Genomic DNA, 19,503 nt, shown 5'->3' with positions numbered 1-19,503 from the left:
TGAGTGCCTCCACTGCCGTCAGAAACTGCGTTTACCGGAACGCTGCCCCATCCGGGACTCGTCTGCGTTCTACGCCAGCGCACTGCCGGCCCGAATGATCGCGCGCTCGCCGAACGCGGGGCCGACGAACTGGAGACCGACCGGGAGGCCGTCGCTCGTCTCGCCCGCCGGCACCGATATCGCGGGCAGGTTCGCGAGGTTGACCGGCGTCGTGTTGGCGTCGGCGAGGTACATCGTGAGCGGATCGTCCAGGCTCTCGCCGCGTTCCATCGGCGGGACCGGCATCGTTGGCGATGCGAGCACGTCCGCCTCCTCGAGTGCCGAATCGAAGTCTTGCTTGACCCACGCGCGGGCGTCCTGGGCTTTCTTGTAGTACTTGTCGTGATAGCCCGCCGAGAGCGCATATGTCCCCAGCAGAATCCGGCGCTTGACCTCCTCGCCGAAACCTTCCTCGCGAACCTTCGCGTACTCCTCGTTCCAGTTGCCCTCGTAGTCGGGCGTCGGGCCGTAGCGGACGCCGTCGAAGCGCGCGAGGTTCGAGGACGCCTCGCTCATCGCGATGACGTAGTAGGCCTCGACGGCGTGTTCGACGGAGGGGAGATCGACCTCGTGGTAACTTGCGCCCAGCGATTCCAGCTCGTCGATGGCGTCCCAGAACGTCTCGACGACGTCCTCGTCGGCACCGTCGAGTAGTTCCGTAGGGATACCAATGTCCAGCCCGTCGACGTCGCCGTCTGCTGCGTCGGCGAAGGCATACTCGCGCATGTCCTCGGGGGTTTCGCCATCGATTTCCTCGTGAGCAGCCCGCGTCGTGGCGTCGTTTTCGTCGGGAGCGGCGATGACTTCGAGCAGTTCGGCCGCTTCTTCGACGGTGGGCGCGATGGGACCGATCTGCTCCAGTGAGTTGGCGTAGGCGATCAGGCCGTATCGCGAGACCAGCCCGTAGGTGGGTTTGATACCGACAGTGCCCGTGAATGCGGCCGGACACCGGACCGATCCCCCCGTGTCGCTGCCCAGCGCGAGATCGGCCTCGCCGGCGGCGACGGCGGCAGCCGAGCCACCCGAGGACCCGCCGGGAACGTGGCCCTCGGCGGCAGGATTTTCGGTTGGTCCGAAGGCGGAGGTCTCCGTCGTTGTCCCCATCCCGAACTCGTCCATGTTGGTCTTCCCGGGGATCGTCGCGCCCGCCTCCTTGAGTCGCTCGACGACGGTCGCGTCATAGGGTGGAACGTATTCGGCGAGCATCGCCGAACCGGCAGTGGTCCGGACGCCGTCCGTCGAGATGTTGTCCTTGACGGCGACGGTCCGGCCGGCGAGTGGACCATCGGTGTCCCCGTCGCCGGAAATCGTCTCCTCGGTAATGTAGGCGTTGTAGCTCATGAGACACGTGGCCCTTTGAAGAAGCCGTCCTCGGTTTCCGGCGCGTTTTCGAGTGCCCTGTCTTGGTCGAGACTCGCCTCGACCTCGTCGGGACGCATGACGTTGGTCAATTCGGTCTCGGGGTCGACTTCGGGGACCTCGTCGAGCGTCTCGAACGAGGAGAGGATATCGGCGAACTGTTCGGTGAATCGCTCGCGCTCGTTGTCATCCAGATTCACTCGCGCGAGGTCCGCGACGTGTTCGACCTCATCAGGATCGACGGCCGATTCGCTCATGGCTGTGCTCAGTGCGGGATTGCCACTAAGGGTTTCGAAACCCCCGGGATCCGTTTATCCTTCCGCAAAACCAAGGTTTTGGCTGACCAAAGAATTTAAGTTCTCAGGGAAAATACAGTGAATCGAGTGATGGCGTTCTCCGGGCATCGTGCCCGTTACGTAATTGACCAATGTCAGATACGACCCTCAGAAGCCACGAGCGAGCGAATCAGCACGAGACTACCACCGATGAGGAGACCGAGACACAGGTCTGTCCGGAGTGTGGTGGCAACCTGGTAACGGATTCCGAGCGCGGCGAGACCGTCTGTGGCGAGTGTGGCCTCGTCGTCGAAGAGGACGAAATCGATCCCGGCCCGGAGTGGCGGGCCTTCGACGCTGCGGAAAAAGACGAAAAGTCCCGTGTCGGCGCACCGACGACGAACATGATGCACGACAAGGGGCTCTCGACCAACATCGGCTGGCAGGACAAAGACGCCTACGGTAACTCCCTGTCCAGCCGCCAGCGCGAGAAAATGCAGCGGTTGCGCACCTGGAACGAGCGCTTCCGCACCCGCGATTCGAAAGAACGCAACCTCAAGCAGGCACTCGGCGAGATCGACCGCATGGCCTCGGCGCTCGGTCTGCCCGAAAACGTTCGGGAGACGGCAAGCGTCATCTATCGCCGCGCGCTGGACGAGAACCTCCTGCCCGGCCGCTCCATCGAGGGTGTCTCGACGGCGTCGTTGTACGCCGCCGCCCGACAGGCCGGCAACCCCCGCAGTCTCGACGAGATCGACAACGTCTCGCGGGTCGAAAAAGACGAAGTCGCTCGCACGTATCGATACGTCGTTCGCGAGTTGAAACTGGAAGTGAAGCCCGCTGATCCGACGAGTTACGTCCCGCGATTCGCTTCGGATCTCGAACTCAGCGAGGAGGCCGAACGCCACGCACGTGACCTGCTGGAAAACGCAAAGCAGGAGGGCGTCCACTCCGGGAAGAGCCCGGTCGGCCTCGCCGCTGCTGCGATCTACGCGGCCTCGTTGCTCGCCAACGAGAAGGTGACCCAAAACGAGGTCAGCGAGGTCGCGAACATCTCCGAGGTTACGATCCGCAACCGGTATCACGAACTGCTGGAAGCCAAACAGGACATCCGGACGGCCTGAGGACCGTCAGCTAGTCAGTCTGATTTTGGCCTTCGCCAGTTTCGGCAGGTTCAACTCCGGCCCGTTCTCGAAGGCGTCCATGGAAACGACGCGTCATTTCGTCGCGACGGTGTACGTCGTCCACGACGGCGAGACAGCCCTACACGATCACGAGAAATTGGACATGTGGCTCCCGCCCGGCGGGCACATCGACCGCGACGAACTCCCCCACGTTGCGGCGAAGCGGGAAACCCGGGAAGAGCTCGGACTCGACGTCGACCTCCTCGCACCACAGGAGGACATTACCTCATCAACGGTCGAGAGTATCCCCCAGCCCCAGCATTTCCTGCTTGAGGACATCAACGTCCACGACGGCGAGGTCGGCCACCAGCACGTCGACTTCATCTTCTATGGCGAAGCCGACAGCCGAAATATTGAGCCCGGGGATGGCGAAGCGCCAGCCGACGCCTGGGAGTGGTTCTCGCCGGCCGACCTCGACGCGGCGAGCGACCGACTCCCGAGTGACGTGATCGAGATCGGCAAGCGGGCGATCGAGACGGTCGAAGCGGAATGATCCGGTCCCCCGTTCCCGTCCTAACTCAGTCTGGACAGGAGAGGTGCGAGCCAGCGGCCGAGCCGAGTTCCCGCAGCCTCGACGTACGGGTCGATCCGTTCATTGATACGGCGGCTGATGTGACGAACCGGACTCGTTTCGCTGACCACGAGAACGACCCCGAACAGTCCCAGAAAGATCGTTGCCCGCTCGACACCGGCACCGTCCAAGCTTGCCTGGAGAAACACGCTCATTCCGGTGAGAAGTATCCCGACGGCAAACGGCCGAAGCGTTCGTTCGAACCGTGAAATCACCACGAGAAGACCGCCAACGGCAAGCATCCCGAATCCGATCACCGGTGGCTCCACGCCGGCCCGAGCCGCGACATGCACGACGGGGACAGCGGCGAGCAGTGTGCCACCGACATTCCGCGGTCGATATGGCCAGGTGTGCGTAGCGCCGTTCACCTCCTGTTCGACCATATATTACAGATGATGGTTTTCTCCGACACTTGTTCAATCTGTGGGTCGGCGAAATAACTGCATCGGGTTCGCAATCGGACGGCCGTTCTCGAGTCGGCACTCACTGCGGCGGGATCATTCGCAAGCCGGGACGTCGATTTCACCAGCGTCGAGTTCGGCTTCGATCTCGCGGGCGGCGGTCGTGAGGTTGGCCATCTTCTCGTAGGCCACCTCACGGGGCAGAAGTTTCACGCCGCAGTCCGGCGAGACGGTCAGTCGCTCGGGCGGGACGACTTCTAGTCCTTTCTTGATGTTTTCCTTGATCTCGGCGACGGATTCGACCTCGGTGTCGTGAACGTCGACGACCCCCAGTGCGAAGTCCTTGGTGAACTCGTGTTCTTTGAACACGCCGATCTGCTCGAAGTCGCCGTTGGCGAGTTCGAGGTCGAACTCCTCGACGGGGAACTCCAGGATCTCGGGGTAGATCCGCGAGTAATCACCGTAACAGACGTGCAGTCCGAGGCGGACCTCATCGGGCACGTCTTCAACGATGTGTTCAAGCGCCTCTCCCACGATCGCGTGATCGTCGGGTGTCGTTGCCAGCGCGGGTTCGTCGATCTGGATGTATCGCGCGCCGGCCTCGACCAAGGCCTCGATCTCTTCGTTGACGAGGTCCGCGAGGTCGTAGGCGAGTTCGGCCTCCGAGTCGTAGGCCTCGTTGAAACTCCAGGACGCCAGCGTGTAGGGCCCGGTGATCGGAACCTTCACCGGCACGTCGGCGACCTCGTCGGTGAACTTGAACTCCTCGACGAGCCATTGCTGGTCGTACTCGACCGGTTCGACGACGCTTGGCTTATCGAAGTAATTGTGGCCCCAGACCTTCACGCGGCCGTTGAACTCGTAGCCGTCGATCCGGTGGGCGAAGTACTCGACCATCTCGTTGCGCCGCATCTCGCCGTCGGTGACGACGTCGATGCCCGCGCGTTCGTGCTCGTGGGTGATGACGCGGGAGGCATCGTCTTTGGATTCTTCCCAGTCGTCCTCGTCGAAGCCGGTGTCTTCGGCCTCGAACAGTTCCCGGGCGCGATCGTGCCATTCCGGTTTCGGGTAGGAGCCGACGACGGTCGTCAGCAGGAAGTGGTCGTTGTCGTGGTCGTCCGGTCGGAACTGTTCGCGTGTGTCGCTCATTGGTCGATCGCCTCCGTTGTGGCTGCGGCCAGTGCGTCGAGTTTGGCCTCGAACTTGTTGTCGGGCAGATACAGCAACTCGGTGTTCGGCGTCGCATAGATCGTCTCGAAGTCGTTGGTCGTCTCGCCGAGGAACCACTCGATGCGTTCGCGGATCTCCGCGGGCGTCTCGACGAGTGTGTTCTGGCCGTCGACCAGCCCCAGCGCCACGTCGTCGGTCGTCCCGTACTCGTTGACGTTGTGGATGGCCTGCTCGTGATCGGAAACGAGATCGTGACCGACGGCATCGATATCGGCGTCAAGGAGGTAGGCGTAGACTTTCTCCTCGAGTGCGCCCCAGTACGTCTGGACGACGACGTCGGCGTCGATCGCGTCCGCGACCGTGTCGATCGCCTCGCTGGCGTGCTCGCCACCGTCAGCCGGCGGGTCGGTTACGAGGGACGGTTCGAGCAGGAACAGCGTCTCGACCTCGGGGAACGCACCGGCCTCCTCGGCGAGGAAGTCCGCGATCGCGTCGAGGAAGGCGGCTTCGTCGCCGTAGTACTCGTCGGTGGCCAGGTCAGCCAGGGAGTACGGGCCGGGAAGCACTGCTTGCAGTCCTTCCTCGGCAAGTTCGGCTGCCGCGTCGAGTTCCGCACCGACGTCGCCGTCGAACGTGAGTTCGCCTTCGACGACAGGCTCGCGATAGAAGTTGTTGTTGTCGTAATACCGGACGATCCCGCGGGTCTCGACGGCATCGTGGACCGAAAGCGGGTGGGCGAGCATGTCGTCCCATCGGAGTTGTCCTTCGACAACCCGGTCGAGTCCCGCAGCCTGTTGGGCCTCGATGACGTCCTCGCGCGCCTGATCGTACGCCGAGGTGATCTCCGGCCCTTCCTCGCCATCGATCAGATCGCTTCGCTGGTGGCCTTTCAGGTTCGCCAGTTCGTCTTTCGCCCAGTCCGGAAGGGGATACAGTCCGGTCGTGGTAGCTACCACCTGTGTCATTACACCGGGGTAGGAAATGACGAGGCTTAATATTTCCTATTCATGAAAATGTCCAGTAGTAATATATCCGTGAATCGGTCGAACCTGAGCGATACTGTGGGCCGCCCTCGGGTAACGTGGTTGTGGGGAGCGGTGAGTATTTCTTGGCTCGTCATGTAATACTGGTAATTGTGAGTCACCACAGCGAGTCCGCCACGAGCGAGAGCGTGGAAATGTATCTCAAGGAGATCTACCTCCTCTCGCGGGACGGTGATCCGGCCCGGACCGGGGCCATCGCCGATCGACTCGGCGTCTCACCACCCAGTGTCACGCAGATGCTCTCGCGGCTGCAAGATCAGGGCCTCCTCGAATATCAGAAGCGACGCGGCGCTGAACTCACCGAGGCCGGGGCTGAACAGGCCAGGGATCTCCTCGCCAAACACTGCCTGATCGAGCGGTTCCTCGTCGAGGGGTTGGACGTGACTGAGGGGTTCCATGACGAGGCCTGCCGGCTCGAACACGCCCTTAGCGACGACGTTGCAGCCCGGTTAACCCGGTACGTCGAGCGACGGCCCGAGTGTCCGGACTGCTACGATGCCGAGGCAAAACACTGCCGCCATCTCGACGTCGAAGCCTGACGTCCGCGAGGCCCCACCCGGTAAGCCGAAGTGCGTCGTCAGACCAGCGGCTCGACCAGGTCGACGCCCGCAGCCAGCAGCGTTTCGATCCGTTCCTGACTGTCCGATTCGGCGTAGACCCGAAGTTTCGGCTCGGTCCCGCTGGGCCGAACGAGCAGCCACGAGCCGTCTTCTAACAGGATCTTGAACCCGTCAGCGTCGTTGACGCGTTCGACGGCGACGCCGGCGACGGTGTCGGGAAGTTGTGATTCGAGTGCCGCGACGACGGGTTCCTTGCGAGCGTCCGGGCAGTCGATGCTCCGTCGATCCTGGTAGATCTCGCCGTGGGTGTCGAGAATGTCGTCGACTCGCTCGTCGATCGGGCGTTCGGCTGTCATCACCGCGGCGAGCAGTCCGATCAACACACCGTCCTTCTCGCGGACGTGATCACGGATCGAGAACCCGCCGCTCTCCTCGCCGCCGATCAGCGCGTCGTGTTCTCCCATCGCCTGGGCGACCCACTTGAACCCGACCGGCGTCTCGTAAACTTCCTCACCGTGGGCCTCGGCGATCCGGTCGATCAGGAACGTCGTCGAGACGGATCGAACCGCCGGGCCGTCGTTGTATTCGAGCAGATAATCGTACAGCGCGGCGAAAAAGAGATTCTCGTTGAGGAAGCCGCGTTCGGGCGTAACTACGGCGATCCGGTCCGCGTCGCCGTCGTTGGCGATGCCGATATCCGCGTCGTGTTCCTCGACGGCTTCAACGAGTCCCTCGAGGTTTTCAGCGGATGGTTCGGGTGGGGAACCGCCGAACGTCGGATCGTACTCACAACGCCGCTTGTGGACATCCGCTCCGGCCAGTTCGAGCAGCTCGTCGGTCACGCCGCGACCACTCCCGTGCATCGCGTCGTAGACAACTGTCAGGTCATTCAGATTGGCGTTCGTCAGCATGAACGCATTCTCCTGATACGGTTCGATGAAATCGTCTTCGCGATAGACACCGTGCTCTTCGGCCGGTAACGGATCAGGCTCACGCAGATGGGATTCGATCGCCTCGGTCACTTCCGGGAGTGCGGGCGCACCGTCGTCCGGGATGAACTTGATGCCGTTGTACTCCGGCGGGTTATGCGAGGCCGTGATCGCAACTGCCCCTGCGAGGTTCTGGTTGACGATTGTATACGCTGTCACCGGCGTCGGGCAGTCACGCTCCGAAAGGAGCACGTTGAACCCGTTCGACGTCAGCACTTCCGTCACGTCCGCCGCGAACCCGGGTGACGTTTCCCGGGCGTCGTAGCCGACAGCCACGGTATGGCCCGCGCGGTCGGCCTCCTCACGGAGATAGTCCGCGATCCCCTGTGCGACCATTCGAACCCGTGGTGTGGTAAACTCCGAAAGCTCTGCGCGCCAGCCGTCAGTACCGAACTCGATCGCCTCGTCCATGTACTCACCAATCTCGCGGTCCCTAAAAAACGGCTGGTCCGCGGTTCGGCACCCGACGCGGCGGATGGAACCCGTCAGGTGTTCGTCTGGCCGCCATCGACGACCAGTGACTCCCCGTTGACGTAGTCGCTCATGTCGCTGGCGAGAAAGAGCGCTGCGTTGCCGATGTCTTCCGGCTTGCCGAACCGTCGGGAGGGGATTTGCTGGCGGAACGCGTCCTCGCTCTCGCCGCCGATGATCGGCACGTCGTCGGTTACCATCTCCGTCTCGATGACGCCCGGGTGGATGGCGTTGACGCGGACGCCGTCCGGCCCGTACTTGTCCGCCAGCGAGTAGGTCATCAGTCTGACGGCCCCCTTCGACGAGCAGTACGTGACGAAGTCACCCGACCCCTCCAAGCCGGCCACGCTGGAGAGGTTGATCAGGCTCCCGCCGCCGTCCTCGACCATTCGCTCGATGGCGACCTGGGCACCGAAGAACGTCCCCTTGACGTTGATGTCCATCAACTGATCGTACTCCGCTTCCGTGACCTCGGTGAACTCCTCACCGCGGAAGATCCCGGCATTGTTGACCCAGACGTCGAGCCCACCGAGATCCTCAGCCGCGTCGGCAACGGCTTCCAAGTCGGCCCTCTCCGAGACGTCACACTCGACGAACGTCGCCGCGACGCCGTACGCTTCAGTCACCATCTCGTGGGTGGGGACTCCACCTTCCCGGGGTTCCTCTCGGATATCAGCGTTCACTACTGACGCGCCTTCCGACGCAAACGTCTCACAGATATTCCGACCGATACCACTCGAACCGCCGGTGACCACGGCGACCGTATTATCGAGTAATGCCATACTACCCCGTATGAATTTTCGGCGATATACACCAAAAGGCTTGTGCCAAATTCCCCGAAAGAACGGCCAAACGTATGAATATATCCAGCACATGCCTGCATATATAGAATTATATAGACAGAACAACGCCGCATATCGATTTATACGCCCAAATGTCCTCAATATCGGCCTCCGCGTCAACACCGTCCGCCCGTATCGAACCGCAGAACGGACGGTAGGCACTGAGTGTGGTGGTTTCGTGTCAGCGTATCCCGCGGCCTCGTGTAGCTATCCACTCATCTCGAATCTGTCTCGCCATCGTCGGGCGTTGGATCCACGAACTGCTCGACCTCCTCGTCAGCCTTCCACTCGCCGAGTTCCCGCGGATCGACGTGGACGAACGCGTCGTCGACTTGCGGGAGGGCTTCGACGGATGTGACGACGGCCGATTCGATGTCGTGGGCCTCCCGGAGCGTTCGATCGCCTTCGACCTCGACGTGAAGGCTGACGTCGATTTCCGGACCGACATAATGGGCGATCACATCGTGGGCACCCTCGACGTCCGGATGGTCCAGCGCCGTCTGGAGGATTTCTTTGCGGAGTTCGTCAGGCGGGGCCGCGCCGACGAGGTAGTTGACGTTGTCCCGGACGACCTCGACGCCGGTATGGAGGATCCCGAGGGCCACCACGAGTGCAGCGAGCGGGTCGAGAATCGGTGCCCCGACGGCTGCCCCGATGACGCCGACCAGTGCAGCCCCGGCTGTCAGCACGTCGTTTCGATTATCGAGAGCCGTCGCGACCAGTGCCGGGGACTGCCAGGTTCGCCCGACAGTCAGACAGTATCGATAGAGCGCGAGTTTCGCGGCGATGGTGAGCACGAGGATGCCGACGGCGGCTGGACTCCGTAACGGTTCGATGTCACCGGCAAGCAAAGCCGTTCCGGACTGGTAGATCACCGCGCCGCCGGCCAGGAAGATACCGGCCGCAACGAACAACGAGACGAACGGCTCGATCCGTTCGTGGCCATGGGGATGCTCGAAGTCGGGCGGCCGCGTCGTGAGGTACAGCCCGCCGACGATCACCAGCGAATACACGGTGTCGGCGAGACTGTTGATCGCTTCGGACTGGACGGCGAGACTCCCCGTCTCGACGGCGACCACGCCTTTTGACAGGAAGAGTGCCAGGTTCGCTCCGAACAACAGTAATCCGACACGCCGGAGCGTCCTGCGACGAGTCATCGATCGTGAGTTGGTGATCCGGGCCTAAAGTGACTTCGTGTTTGCATCCAGGCAAGACTGACTGACAGCCGTTAGCCACCCGGTCGGCATCTATAAGAGTCAATAGCATGTACGGTATATAATGCCACACACGATCGAGCTCGACGACGAACTGGTCGAACGGATCGAGCCACATCTCGAAGACGACGAAACGATCGAGGAGTTCCTCACGGAGTTGGTGACCATCTACGAGCAAGAGGGTCGGTTCACCGACCAGGGACTGTGATCGACAGCGGCGTGAATTGCTGTCGGGCGAATCGGATCACGAAAAGGAGACGGCGTCGTCCGGATCGGAGACGGTTGCCCCGGGTTGATCGGCAAAGGCGTCGTGGAGTCGGTCGTAAGAGTCCTCAAGTGCCTCGACGATGACTTTCGTGTCGGAGATCACCGCCATGAAGTTGTTGTCGCCCGACCAGCGCGGGACGACGTGGGTGTGGAGGTGGTCGTCGATCGACCCGCCGGCCGCGCTACCGCCGAGATTCAGCCCGACGTTGTAGCCGTCGGGGTCGAAGGCGGCGTCCATGGCGTCGATCGTTCGCTGTTTGAGGTGGGCGTGATCCAGGAGTTGTGCGTCGTCGAGGTCGCCGTAGGCCCCGGCGTGTGCGCGCGGGATCACCATCGCGTGACCGGGATTGTACGGGTAGTTGTTGAGAAGAACGTAGGCGTGGTCGTTCTCGGCGAGGAGGCGGTGCTCCCGATCGTCGTCCCACGCGGGGAGTTCACAGAAGATACACTCATCGACGTCGGGGTTCTTCTCCGCGCGTTCGACCCACTCGATGCGCCACGGGGCGAAGACCTGATCCATGCTGGGACACTCGCCGCTGGGGTCCAAAGAAGCTTCCGAGGGGAGTATCGTCGACTCGCGTCGAAATACCGAATTGAGCGGAGACGGATTCGATCGGTTGCGGTTGACGGTCTCAAAATTGGAAGCGACCTCGCTTCGTTAACCCAAATATAAATATCTATCGGCCGTTTTCGGACTGTTTTTATCCCATGAAACGAGCGTAGAACGCTCAATAGCCGCGTTAGGAGGATTTTGGGCCGTGACACCCAAATTGGTCCCCCGACAGCCGCTGAACAGTACGAACGACTCTCCAATTAAAAGGTACCTGCCGACTTCTCTCCTCTATGGCGACCGCCAATCAGGCGACAAATACCCGCGTCGAGTACTGCTCCTCCTGTCGTGGCGAACACCCACACGACGTCTCGATCACGTTGCTGACCGAAAACGAGGCCTCGGACAACGCCGCCTACTCCCGGGAACCGTATCGGGTGTCTGTCTGTCGATCCTGCGGGCAGCGAACCGAACGCCGGATGAACGACGCCTGAGGACTCCCCGCTCGGCCGACTGTACTCGTCCGTCTCGCGGCGACCTACCGGCTCCGGGTCGTGACCTCACACCCGTCCTCGGTCACGATGATCGTGTGTTCCTTCTGGCTGACGTATTTTCCATCTTCCTCCTTGAGGACGGGATAGCCGTGAACGATGTCGTTGCGCTTCAGGCGTTTGAGTGCCATCGACGGCCGTTTGACGTCGAGCCACCGCGTTGCGAAGGGCAGGGTCTTGAACTCCTCGGTGATCTGTTCGAGTGCCTGGCGCGCACGCCGGTCGCGAACCGACCCCTCCCGGTCGAGTGCGAAGATCTCCTCGTCGCTGCCCTCCCGGACCTTGCCGGCCCCATCGGTGGCGAACGGTTCGATGGCGACGACGTCGCCGGCCGACAGCGTTGCACTCTGGGAGACCGCCCGGTTGGGGATGTTGGGTTCGGTGTGCTGTTCGTACTGGCCGAGTCCATGCCCAGTGAGATTGACGACCGGGTTGAAGCCGTACCCGTCGATGGCCTCCTCGACGACCCGCCCGATCTCGCCAGTCTCGACGCCCGGTTCGACGATCTCGAGGGCTGCCTCGAGAGCTTCGGCAGAGGCCTCCGTGAGTTCGGCGTGGCCCGACAGGTCGACTGTAACGGCCGTGTCCGCGAGCCACCCGTCGATGCTGACGCCGATGTCGAGGTTGATCAATTCCTCGCCGAAGGTCGCCTCGTCGTCGATGCCGGGGGTCGCGTGCGCAGCCTCCTCATCGACACTGATGTTGACCGGAAACGCCGGTTTCCCGCCCAGTTCCCGAATGCGGTCTTCGGCCCACTCGGCGATTTCGAGATGGCTCACACCGACTTCGACGCGATCGGCGGCCTCGTCGCGTACTTCTGCCAAGATCTTTCCTGCCTGTCTGTGTTTCTCGTACTTCTCGGCCGAAAGGTCCACGTCGCTCATACCCCCTCTATCGACCGACGGGGGCAAGTGTTTGCCGGTCGCTGGGAGCCGCCGGGGCTCACTCGGTCTCGGATCGAATGCGTTCGGTGATCGTCTCGACAGTCGCTTCCGTGGCGTAGATCTGGATCGTCTCCGTCATCGTCTTCACGTCGAGATAATGCTGTTGCTCGGCATCCTCGCGGTCCCAGAGACGGGTGCCGACAACACCCAGGACGAGCGCGAGCAACCCAACCACCAGCGGTGCAAGCGTCAGTTCCATCGAGAGTGAGGTAAATACCCAGAGAAGCGGCGTCACGATCGTCCCGAGCACGATCCCCAACACCCCGATCACGATGAGGATCGACGTGGGTGACTGGCTGACAGCATTCGTTTCGACCGATTCGACGGCCTCGAGGTCGACCGTTTCGAACTCCTCGTCGAGCCAGACGAGCCGCTTGCCGGTCAAGCCAAGTGTCTCTCGGCTGCCGAGTCCGGGGGCGGCCAACTCGAAGCCCCGGGAGATCGTATCGACTGTCCAGGTCTCTTCGAGGGACTCACCCTCATCGAGCAGCGATGCCAGTGCCTGTTCGCTGGGATCCATGTGCCAGCTAGTTTCCGCCCCACTTCCGAGTCGTTTTCGGCCGCGTTGCGATGTCCTGGACCGACAGCGGCTGGTCGTCCGACTCGATGGCCTCCAGGGCGGCCTTGCCGCTTGCGATCGTCGAGAAATACGTGATCGATTCCTCGACGCATACTTCGAGTACGTCTCGGTTCCGCGAAACGACGAGGTCGATCTCGCCGTCGCGCAGAGCGGCCTCGACGGCTTCCTGTGACTCGTAGTCATCGAGGGAACGCGTCTCGAAGTGCTCCTCGAAGCCGACGATCGGCAGATCGACGATCGCGGTTCCCGCCAGGGGAATCGGCTTGTCGACTGCCATCTGGGCCTTCTGGTAGGCCTTCCCGAAGCTGCCAGCGGTGCCCATGACCTCGCCCGTGGATTTCATCTCGGGGCCGAGACGCGGATCCGAACCGGGAAGCCGGTCGAACGGAAGCACGACTTCCTTGACACTGACCTGCTCGGGCTGTTGCTCGGCGACGTCGAGTTCGTCGAGATTCGCACCCGCCATTACTTTCGCAGCCAGCTTGGCGATCGGGACGCCCGTCGCCTTCGAGACGAACGGGACCGTCCGGGAGGAGCGCGGGTTCGCTTCGAGGACGTACACCTCGCCGTCCCGGACCGCGAGCTGAACGTTCATCAACCCGACCGTCTCTAAGGCGCCGGCGATCTGTTCGGTCACCTCGCGGATCCGGGGCATGACGTCCTCGATCTCGCCGCTGCGGGGCGGGATCATACACGCCGAGTCGCCGGAGTGGACGCCGGCGGTCTCGACGTGTTCCATGATGCCGCCGATGAGAATATCCTCGCCGTCGGCCACGGCGTCGACGTCGAGTTCGATGGCGTCCGCGAGGAAGTCGTCGACGAGGATCGGCTTGTCCGGACTCACCCGGACGGCCTCCTCGATGTACGTCTTGAGGTCGTCGTCGTTGTAGACGACCTCCATCGCACGCCCGCCGAGCACGTAGCTCGGCCGGACGAGCACCGGATAGCCGATATCACGCGCGAGTTCGAGCGCTTCGGTTTCGCTGGTCGCCGTGCCACCCTCCGCCTGGGCGATACCGAGGTCGTCCATGAGTCGGTTGAACCGGTCGCGATCCTCCGCGAGGTCCATCGCGTCGACCGAGGTCCCCATGACCTCACAGTCGAGGTCACGGCGTTCTAGTTCGGCCTCCAGGGGATGGCCGATGTCGACCGACGTCTGACCGCCGAACTGGACCATCACGCCGTCGGCCCCGGTCTCCTCGACCACGTCGGCGACCTCTTCGGCGGTGATCGGCTCGAAGAACAGGCCATCCGAGGTGTCGTAGTCCGTCGAGACCGTCTCGGGGTTGTTGTTGACGACGTGGGCGTCGATGCCGATCTCTTCGAGGGCCCGGACGGCGTGGACCGAACAGTAGTCGAACTCGACGCCCTGCCCGATCCGGATCGGGCCGCCGCCGACGACCACGACGCTCTCGATATCCGGATCGACCTGGACTTCGTTACGTTCGAGTCCCGAGAGGGGTTCCCGCGCGGAGTAGTAGTACGGCGTCGAGGCCTCGAACTCGCCGGCACAGGTGTCGACCTGTTTGAACGACCGGGCCGGCGCGGCGTCTTCGACGTCCGCGACGGAAACGCCGCCGCCGTCGGTCTGTGGCGTCGCTTCACTGTCGTCGCTGACCACACCCCGCTCGTCGAGCAGGCGATCCGGCAGCCAGGAGGCGTGGGTGTCCTCGAAGGCCCCGCCGCTGGCGAGCGTCGCGACCTCGTGGTTGGTGAACCCGGCCTCGGCCGCGATATCGAGTTCGCCCGCACTGGCGGCCTCGGCGGCGTCGGCGATCCGCTTGTATCGCTGTACGTACCACTCGCGGATCTCGGTCAGTTCCGAGACCTCTTGGACCGAATAGCCGCGTTCGAAGGCCTCGAACATCGCGTAGGGCCGATCGGGCGACGGGCGGACGAGATACTCCGATTCGAGGTCGTCGTCGTCAATCTCGGCCCAGTTGACCGCCGGATCGTACTCCGTCGAGCGCAGCGCCTTCAGCAGTGACTCCTCGAAGGTCCGGCCGATGGACATCGCCTCGCCGGTCGACTTCATCGCCGGGCCGAGTTCGAAGTCGACGTCCTGGAACTTGTCGATCGGCCACCTGGGAACTTTCGTGACGACGTAGTCGATGGCCGGTTCGAAGGCCGCGGTGGTCTCGCCGGTGATCTCGTTTTCGATTTCGTGGAGGCGCTTGCCCATCGCGACCTTCGCGGTCACGCGGGCGATCGGGTAGCCCGTCGCTTTCGATGCGAGTGCCGACGAGCGAGAGACGCGAGGGTTGACCTCGACGACGCGGTACTCGCCGCCGGGCGACCCGTCGTCGCGCCAGGCGAACTGGATGTTACAGCCGCCGTGGATCTCGAGTTCCCGGATCACTTTCAGCGCCGTGTCGCGCATCTCCTGGTGGCCCTCGTCGGGGATGACCTGAGAGGGCGTGACGACCATCGACTCCCCGGTGTGGATCCCCATCGGATCGAGATTTTCCATGTTGCAGATGATGATACAGGAGTCATCGGCGTCGCGCATCACCTCGTACTCGAGTTCGATCCAGCCGTCGATGGACTCGGTGATCATCACGCGGTCGTCCCGGGAGAGCCGCAGCCCCTTGCGTGTGGCTTCCTTGAGTTCGTCCATGTCGTCGATGACGCCCGAGCCAGCGCCACCGAGCGTATAGGTCGTCCGCATGATGACGGGGAGCCCGCCGACTTCCTCGACGGCCGCCTCGACCTCGTCCATGCTCTTGATCGTCGTCGAGGCGGGGACCGGCTCGTCGATCTTCTCCATGCGCTTTCGGAACTGCTCGCGATCCTCCGTCGCGTAGATGGTGTCCAGGGGGGTGCCCATGACGTCGACATCGTGCTCGTCGAGGACACCCTCTTCAGCAAGCTCAGCGGTCACGTTCAGGCCGGTCTGGCCGCCAAGCCCGGCGATGACGCCGTCGGGCTGTTCCTTGCGGATGATCTCGGCGATGGCCTCCGTGTTGATGGGTTCGAGATAAACCTTGTCGGCCATCTCCGGGTCGGTCATGATCGTCGCCGGGTTCGAGTTGACCAGGACGACACGCGCGCCCTCTTCCTGGAGCGCGCGACACGCCTGTGCGCCGGAGTAGTCGAACTCCGCGGCCTGGCCGATCTTGATCGGGCCGCTCCCGATCAGCAGAATCGTCGGTTGGTCCTCAGCTGTCATTGTGCATTCGGAGTTCGCTCATCGTAATAAACCCGGCGAAAGGTTACGATCCTCGAAGTTTGATTTCGAATATCGTATCACGGGGGCGCGCTATCACGGCCGGCTGTGGCGGCTTCGAGGGCGTCACGGTCGATGAAAAAGGCGAACGTTTTCCCGCCGAGGTGGTATTCGAACCCGAACACCTCGATGGTCCGTCGCCCGCCGCGGATCAAAATCGCCTCCTCGCGGACCGCATATCCGTCAAGCGCAGCCGCGAGTTCCGCCCGATCGCGGCCTTCGGCGATCACGACCGGCGGCGGGTTCGTGGGGAGTCCCTCGGCGGTCTCAACACTATCGACGGTGGCGTTGGCCCGCTCGGTGTACCACGGTATCGGCAATCGGTTGAACCAGTCGCTGGGCGCGGGGGGGTGGTTCGCCCACGTCTCGTCCCTGAACGAGAGGTTCCCGTAGTAGAGGACATCGGTTCCATCGTTGTGGCCTGCCACCGCACGGATGTCTTGGAGAACTGGGCGAATATCCCCGCCCGGCTGACCGCTCTGTGCGACGACGTTGAAGCCGTCGGGTGGCTGGTGGTATGTCGTGAATCCCGCCGAAGCGACGGCGAATACGCCCGAAAAAACGAGGAGCAGCGCCAATCCGACCGATGCAAGCTGACGGCGCTCGATGCGGGCCGCCCGGAACCGCTCGACGACGGCGAGTAGCCCGACAGCCGCCGGGATCGCAAGCGCAACGACGACGTGAATCGCGAGCCACGGCGCTTTGATGTCAGCGACGTACGGGTAGCCGACAACCCCCGACAGCGCCCACCAGCCACAGAACGTTACCAGGGGACGAGGCTGCCAACGAACTGCCAGGACTGCAAGCACCGCAGTGCCGGCCGAAGCCATGGCCAGAACTACCAGAAAGTGCGCGAGATACGGGGCGTAGGCGTGGCCACGGACGCTGGGCGACAGCCAGAGGTCCATGAGTTCACCAGTCGCGCCGACCGTCGCCTGCCCCAGGACGCCGGGGAGCAACGTCGGGTCGGCAAGCGCACTGAAGAGGCCGGCGTCAGCCTCGGGCGAGCGCGGCGCATAGAAGAACGCGACTACGGCGAGAATCTCAAACGGAAGCGCAAGGAGCGTCCGTCGCCAGGCCCACGCGCGCCGCCGGGTCGCTGTCACCCAACTTCGCAGGGTCGCGATCGGATCACCCCCATCGTAGTGATCCGCGGCCAACCGGGAGAGAACAACCAGCGTGCCGGCCCCGAGCCACGAGACGGGATAGAGGACCGCATTCTCCTTGGTCGTCAGTGCGAGCGCGAACGCGATCGCAGCGAGGTGAAGGTAGCGCCGCCGATCCGTATCGATCGCGGCCACGATCGCACCGAGCGTGACGAAGGCGAATGCGGCCAGCGGCAGGTCGCTGCGCATGAACCGCGAGTAGTAGAGGAGGAGTGGATTCGCCGCGAGAATGACACCGAGCGCGATGGTTTCGACATCGCGCAAACGCGACCGGAACAGCAGGGCCGTCGCCGGGAGCGCCGACCCGATCAGAGCTACCGGCAGTCGCATCGTGAAGTCCGAGACGCCCGCAACGGCGAAGGTCCAGCGCGTGACGTGCTGGACGAACGGGCCGTGGATGATCGGCCGGTACTCCCACCATCCCGTGTCGGCAGTGTGGAGGATCCAGTACCCGACCCGCGCCTCGTCCCAGTGGGCGACCCGGACGTCCAGAGCGATAAGTCGGGCAACAAGTGCGGCGAGCACGACAAGAGCGAGCGCTCGCCGCGGTTCTTTCAGCCCCAGCCGATCGATGACACGATTCACAAACGGAGCCACGCCGGGTCGTTTCAAACCAGTTGTGGTCGAGAATTACGCGTGAGACCTCATTGCCCGCGGTCGTCGAATCGATACCGGTAGGGGTGGCCGCGGATCACTTCGACCGCGCCGGTCTCGGCGTGACGGCCGAGCACGGTCGCGATCTCGTGGGGGCTCTCGAAGGACTCATCGTGGGCCTCCAGCACGTCGTGGATCTCACGCGCGGTGAGGGGTTCGTCGAGATCCGACTCCCGAAGCACGGCGCGGATCCGCTCGAACTCGCCGTGACGCAGCATGGTCTGACAAACGTCCCCGAACACCATTAAACACCGTCAGACTAGCGTCTGACGGCCCTTGGCGTCTATTCGGGGGACAGTAGCGGAGTAACTCGTCACACAGACGGAATCGACGCCGGCCGTGTCACACACGCCGGTCAGACGACACAGACCTCCAGCGCCGGGGACGAACTCGACCCAGAACCAGTCAGACTGGTGTGTCGCGTTCGCCATCGAAGTCGCGGTCAGCCCGGTAGGCGTCGACGAACGCAGCCACGTCGAACTCGCGCATGTCCTCCTCGAAGGCGTCCCGGGCGGTCTCATCTTCGGCGTGGCTGATCGCGTGTTCCATAAGTTCGACGACGAGTTCCACCACGATTTCGTGGAGGCGACGCGAGTCGAAGTCCGTCACCCACAACAGGCCACAACCGATCGCGCCGTCGTCCTCGACATCCTTCGCGACCACGTCGTCGGGAAACTCCTCCAGGACGATGCCCATGAGGTGGGGGGTTCCGAATTCGTCGGCGTCCCCGCTCGGTTCGACCGTCTCGGAGAGAGTGTCGACGAGAAACGTCGGCAAGAACCGTGTCAGCGGGTGGATGTCCATGACGAGCGCGTGGGTTTCGCCGCACTGACACGCGAATTCACGACGGCCCATGTCGAAGGTGTGGACGTCCACGGTCTCGCCACACGGGAGTTCCAGGCGGTCTTCGTCGCTCGGCACGCGGGGGGTAGCCATCGGCGGAGATTGCGCGTCCGGGTGGTTAAACGACGCGGTACCCGAAGGGATTCGACTGCGCGAAAACGCGTCGATCGTTCAGGGCCAGTCGTCGCGCGTTTCGGATTCGTCCGCCGCCGAAGGCACCTCTGGGTCACCGAGTGTCCACTCCGCAGCGTCGGCAGCGGCTTCCACGTCGAGGTATTCCCAGCCGTTGGCTGTGGCGGCCTCCGCAGCCGCGTCGTCGGTCCCGACGTAGACGTACCGCGGGGTGTCGAACTGGTCTTTGATCGTCTCGAAGCTCTCGGCTCGTCCGCGTGGCCCGGAGAAGAAATCCTGTCGAATCCGGTGTTTCCGGGCGAAGTTCGTCACGACGTAGGTCGGCTCATCGGAGACGATACCCACGTACTTGCTCCACTGGCGAGCATCGGTGAATACCGCGTCCGGATGTGCCAGGTGCTGCAATGCGTCGAGATCGAACGCGAGCGTCATCTCTCCATCGGCGTCGGCGTCCATGTCCTGAAAAATTGGC

General features: G+C 63.1%; 21 protein-coding genes. 5 read left to right on the top strand and 16 right to left on the bottom strand.

Annotated elements, in window-relative coordinates; genetic code table 11:
- Positions 1–69 precede the first annotated feature (69 nt).
- Together gatA and gatC are read right to left on the bottom strand one after the other, a co-directional pair.
- On the bottom strand, positions 70–1,380 hold the full coding sequence (gene gatA, locus HBNXHr_RS07105; protein WP_275883686.1) for an Asp-tRNA(Asn)/Glu-tRNA(Gln) amidotransferase subunit GatA: 1,311 nt from the start codon (positions 1,378–1,380) through the stop codon (positions 70–72).
- On the bottom strand, positions 1,377–1,655 hold the full coding sequence (gene gatC, locus HBNXHr_RS07100; RefSeq protein WP_275740801.1) for an Asp-tRNA(Asn)/Glu-tRNA(Gln) amidotransferase subunit GatC: 279 nt from the start codon (positions 1,653–1,655) through the stop codon (positions 1,377–1,379). Before gatC ends, gatA begins: the two co-directional genes overlap by 4 nt.
- A gap of 170 nt (positions 1,656–1,825) precedes the next feature.
- Between gatC and HBNXHr_RS07095 the strand changes: the two genes are divergently transcribed.
- Positions 1,826–2,797 carry a transcription initiation factor IIB gene (locus HBNXHr_RS07095; protein WP_275883685.1) on the top strand — a complete coding sequence of 324 codons (972 nt, stop codon included), beginning with the start codon at positions 1,826–1,828 and terminating at the stop codon, positions 2,795–2,797.
- A gap of 79 nt (positions 2,798–2,876) precedes the next feature.
- Entirely contained in the window at positions 2,877–3,350 is a 474-nt protein-coding gene (locus HBNXHr_RS07090) for an NUDIX hydrolase (protein WP_275883684.1), read from the top strand.
- A gap of 20 nt (positions 3,351–3,370) precedes the next feature.
- Here HBNXHr_RS07090 and HBNXHr_RS07085 read toward each other — a convergent pair whose 3' ends face one another.
- From HBNXHr_RS07085 to HBNXHr_RS07075, 3 genes are all read right to left on the bottom strand, one after another.
- Positions 3,371–3,811 carry a hypothetical protein gene (locus HBNXHr_RS07085; protein ID WP_012795147.1) on the bottom strand — a complete coding sequence of 147 codons (441 nt, stop codon included), beginning with the start codon at positions 3,809–3,811 and terminating at the stop codon, positions 3,371–3,373.
- Positions 3,812–3,925: 114 nt separating this feature from the next.
- Entirely contained in the window at positions 3,926–4,978 is a 1,053-nt protein-coding gene (locus tag HBNXHr_RS07080) for a methionine synthase (protein ID WP_012795146.1), read from the bottom strand.
- Positions 4,975–5,964 (bottom strand): 5-methyltetrahydropteroyltriglutamate--homocysteine methyltransferase, encoded by a 990-nt coding sequence (locus HBNXHr_RS07075; protein ID WP_275883683.1) that lies wholly within the window; start codon positions 5,962–5,964, stop codon positions 4,975–4,977. The genes HBNXHr_RS07080 and HBNXHr_RS07075 overlap by 4 nt, the downstream gene beginning before the upstream one ends.
- 170 nt (positions 5,965–6,134) lie before the next feature.
- Between HBNXHr_RS07075 and HBNXHr_RS07070 the strand changes: the two genes are divergently transcribed.
- Entirely contained in the window at positions 6,135–6,581 is a 447-nt protein-coding gene (locus HBNXHr_RS07070; RefSeq protein WP_275740790.1) for a metal-dependent transcriptional regulator, read from the top strand.
- Between the two features lie 38 nt (positions 6,582–6,619).
- Here the strand turns inward: HBNXHr_RS07070 and HBNXHr_RS07065 are convergent, their stop codons facing one another.
- The 3 genes from HBNXHr_RS07065 to HBNXHr_RS07055 all read right to left on the bottom strand — a co-directional run bounded on the left by HBNXHr_RS07065 (position 6,620) and on the right by HBNXHr_RS07055 (position 10,061).
- A complete protein-coding gene (locus HBNXHr_RS07065) occupies positions 6,620–8,002 on the bottom strand; it encodes a phosphoglucomutase/phosphomannomutase family protein (RefSeq protein ID WP_275883682.1) in 1,383 nt (460 codons plus the stop codon).
- A 74-nt stretch (positions 8,003–8,076) separates the two neighbouring features.
- Entirely contained in the window at positions 8,077–8,844 is a 768-nt protein-coding gene (locus HBNXHr_RS07060) for an SDR family oxidoreductase (protein ID WP_275883681.1), read from the bottom strand.
- A 275-nt stretch (positions 8,845–9,119) separates the two neighbouring features.
- Positions 9,120–10,061, bottom strand: a complete 942-nt coding sequence (locus tag HBNXHr_RS07055; protein ID WP_275883680.1) for a cation diffusion facilitator family transporter — start codon at positions 10,059–10,061, stop codon at positions 9,120–9,122.
- 121 nt (positions 10,062–10,182) lie between these two features.
- Between HBNXHr_RS07055 and HBNXHr_RS07050 the strand changes: the two genes are divergently transcribed.
- Positions 10,183–10,326: a hypothetical protein gene (locus tag HBNXHr_RS07050; protein WP_275740782.1), complete on the top strand. Its 144-nt coding sequence runs from the start codon at positions 10,183–10,185 to the stop codon at positions 10,324–10,326.
- Positions 10,327–10,362: 36 nt separating this feature from the next.
- Here the strand turns inward: HBNXHr_RS07050 and HBNXHr_RS07045 are convergent, their stop codons facing one another.
- On the bottom strand, positions 10,363–10,905 hold the full coding sequence (locus HBNXHr_RS07045; protein WP_275883679.1) for an HIT domain-containing protein: 543 nt from the start codon (positions 10,903–10,905) through the stop codon (positions 10,363–10,365).
- 323 nt (positions 10,906–11,228) lie between these two features.
- Between HBNXHr_RS07045 and HBNXHr_RS07040 the strand changes: the two genes are divergently transcribed.
- Positions 11,229–11,429, top strand: coding sequence for a hypothetical protein (locus HBNXHr_RS07040; protein ID WP_275740779.1), 201 nt, complete (start codon positions 11,229–11,231; stop codon positions 11,427–11,429).
- Positions 11,430–11,473: 44 nt separating this feature from the next.
- On the opposite strand, the gene map is transcribed toward HBNXHr_RS07040, so the two are convergent.
- The 7 genes from map to HBNXHr_RS07005 form a co-directional block, all read right to left on the bottom strand.
- Complete coding sequence (gene map / locus HBNXHr_RS07035) at positions 11,474–12,370, bottom strand: type II methionyl aminopeptidase (RefSeq protein WP_275883678.1); 897 nt, start codon at positions 12,368–12,370, stop codon at positions 11,474–11,476.
- 58 nt (positions 12,371–12,428) lie between these two features.
- Complete coding sequence (locus tag HBNXHr_RS07030) at positions 12,429–12,950, bottom strand: hypothetical protein (RefSeq protein ID WP_275883677.1); 522 nt, start codon at positions 12,948–12,950, stop codon at positions 12,429–12,431.
- A 7-nt stretch (positions 12,951–12,957) separates the two neighbouring features.
- A complete protein-coding gene (gene carB, locus HBNXHr_RS07025; protein ID WP_275883676.1) occupies positions 12,958–16,179 on the bottom strand; it encodes a carbamoyl-phosphate synthase large subunit in 3,222 nt (1,073 codons plus the stop codon).
- Between the two features lie 77 nt (positions 16,180–16,256).
- Positions 16,257–17,987: a flippase activity-associated protein Agl23 gene (locus HBNXHr_RS07020; RefSeq protein WP_275883675.1), complete on the bottom strand. Its 1,731-nt coding sequence runs from the start codon at positions 17,985–17,987 to the stop codon at positions 16,257–16,259.
- A 59-nt stretch (positions 17,988–18,046) separates the two neighbouring features.
- Positions 18,047–18,301 carry a hypothetical protein gene (locus tag HBNXHr_RS07015; protein ID WP_008525271.1) on the bottom strand — a complete coding sequence of 85 codons (255 nt, stop codon included), beginning with the start codon at positions 18,299–18,301 and terminating at the stop codon, positions 18,047–18,049.
- A 160-nt stretch (positions 18,302–18,461) separates the two neighbouring features.
- A complete protein-coding gene (locus tag HBNXHr_RS07010) occupies positions 18,462–18,992 on the bottom strand; it encodes a DUF5815 family protein (RefSeq protein ID WP_021029663.1) in 531 nt (176 codons plus the stop codon).
- A 78-nt stretch (positions 18,993–19,070) separates the two neighbouring features.
- Positions 19,071–19,487, bottom strand: coding sequence for a hypothetical protein (locus HBNXHr_RS07005; protein ID WP_008525277.1), 417 nt, complete (start codon positions 19,485–19,487; stop codon positions 19,071–19,073).
- Between the last annotated feature and the right edge of the window lie 16 nt (positions 19,488–19,503).

Source organism: Halorhabdus sp. BNX81, assembly GCF_029229925.1.
Classification (GTDB): Archaea; Halobacteriota; Halobacteria; order Halobacteriales; family Haloarculaceae; genus Halorhabdus.
This window is presented reverse-complemented; position numbering and strand designations above follow the sequence as displayed.

Excerpts from the sequence above, each read along its gene's own strand:
- gatA (WP_275883686.1), bottom strand. The coding sequence starts at position 1,380 with ATGAGCTACAACGCCTACATTACCGAGGAGACGATTTCCGGCGACGGG.
- gatC (WP_275740801.1), bottom strand. The coding sequence starts at position 1,655 with ATGAGCGAATCGGCCGTCGATCCTGATGAGGTCGAACACGTCGCGGAC.
- HBNXHr_RS07095 (WP_275883685.1), top strand. The coding sequence starts at position 1,826 with ATGTCAGATACGACCCTCAGAAGCCACGAGCGAGCGAATCAGCACGAG.
- HBNXHr_RS07090 (WP_275883684.1), top strand. The coding sequence starts at position 2,877 with ATGGAAACGACGCGTCATTTCGTCGCGACGGTGTACGTCGTCCACGAC.
- HBNXHr_RS07085 (WP_012795147.1), bottom strand. The coding sequence starts at position 3,811 with ATGGTCGAACAGGAGGTGAACGGCGCTACGCACACCTGGCCATATCGA.
- HBNXHr_RS07080 (WP_012795146.1), bottom strand. The coding sequence starts at position 4,978 with ATGAGCGACACACGCGAACAGTTCCGACCGGACGACCACGACAACGAC.
- HBNXHr_RS07075 (WP_275883683.1), bottom strand. The coding sequence starts at position 5,964 with ATGACACAGGTGGTAGCTACCACGACCGGACTGTATCCCCTTCCGGAC.
- HBNXHr_RS07065 (WP_275883682.1), bottom strand. The coding sequence starts at position 8,002 with ATGGACGAGGCGATCGAGTTCGGTACTGACGGCTGGCGCGCAGAGCTT.
- HBNXHr_RS07060 (WP_275883681.1), bottom strand. The coding sequence starts at position 8,844 with ATGGCATTACTCGATAATACGGTCGCCGTGGTCACCGGCGGTTCGAGT.
- HBNXHr_RS07055 (WP_275883680.1), bottom strand. The coding sequence starts at position 10,061 with ATGACTCGTCGCAGGACGCTCCGGCGTGTCGGATTACTGTTGTTCGGA.
- HBNXHr_RS07050 (WP_275740782.1), top strand. The coding sequence starts at position 10,183 with ATGCCACACACGATCGAGCTCGACGACGAACTGGTCGAACGGATCGAG.
- HBNXHr_RS07045 (WP_275883679.1), bottom strand. The coding sequence starts at position 10,905 with ATGGATCAGGTCTTCGCCCCGTGGCGCATCGAGTGGGTCGAACGCGCG.
- HBNXHr_RS07040 (WP_275740779.1), top strand. The coding sequence starts at position 11,229 with ATGGCGACCGCCAATCAGGCGACAAATACCCGCGTCGAGTACTGCTCC.
- map (WP_275883678.1), bottom strand. The coding sequence starts at position 12,370 with ATGAGCGACGTGGACCTTTCGGCCGAGAAGTACGAGAAACACAGACAG.
- HBNXHr_RS07030 (WP_275883677.1), bottom strand. The coding sequence starts at position 12,950 with ATGGATCCCAGCGAACAGGCACTGGCATCGCTGCTCGATGAGGGTGAG.
- carB (WP_275883676.1), bottom strand. The coding sequence starts at position 16,179 with ATGACAGCTGAGGACCAACCGACGATTCTGCTGATCGGGAGCGGCCCG.
- HBNXHr_RS07015 (WP_008525271.1), bottom strand. The coding sequence starts at position 18,301 with ATGGTGTTCGGGGACGTTTGTCAGACCATGCTGCGTCACGGCGAGTTC.
- HBNXHr_RS07010 (WP_021029663.1), bottom strand. The coding sequence starts at position 18,992 with ATGGCTACCCCCCGCGTGCCGAGCGACGAAGACCGCCTGGAACTCCCG.
- HBNXHr_RS07005 (WP_008525277.1), bottom strand. The coding sequence starts at position 19,487 with ATGGACGCCGACGCCGATGGAGAGATGACGCTCGCGTTCGATCTCGAC.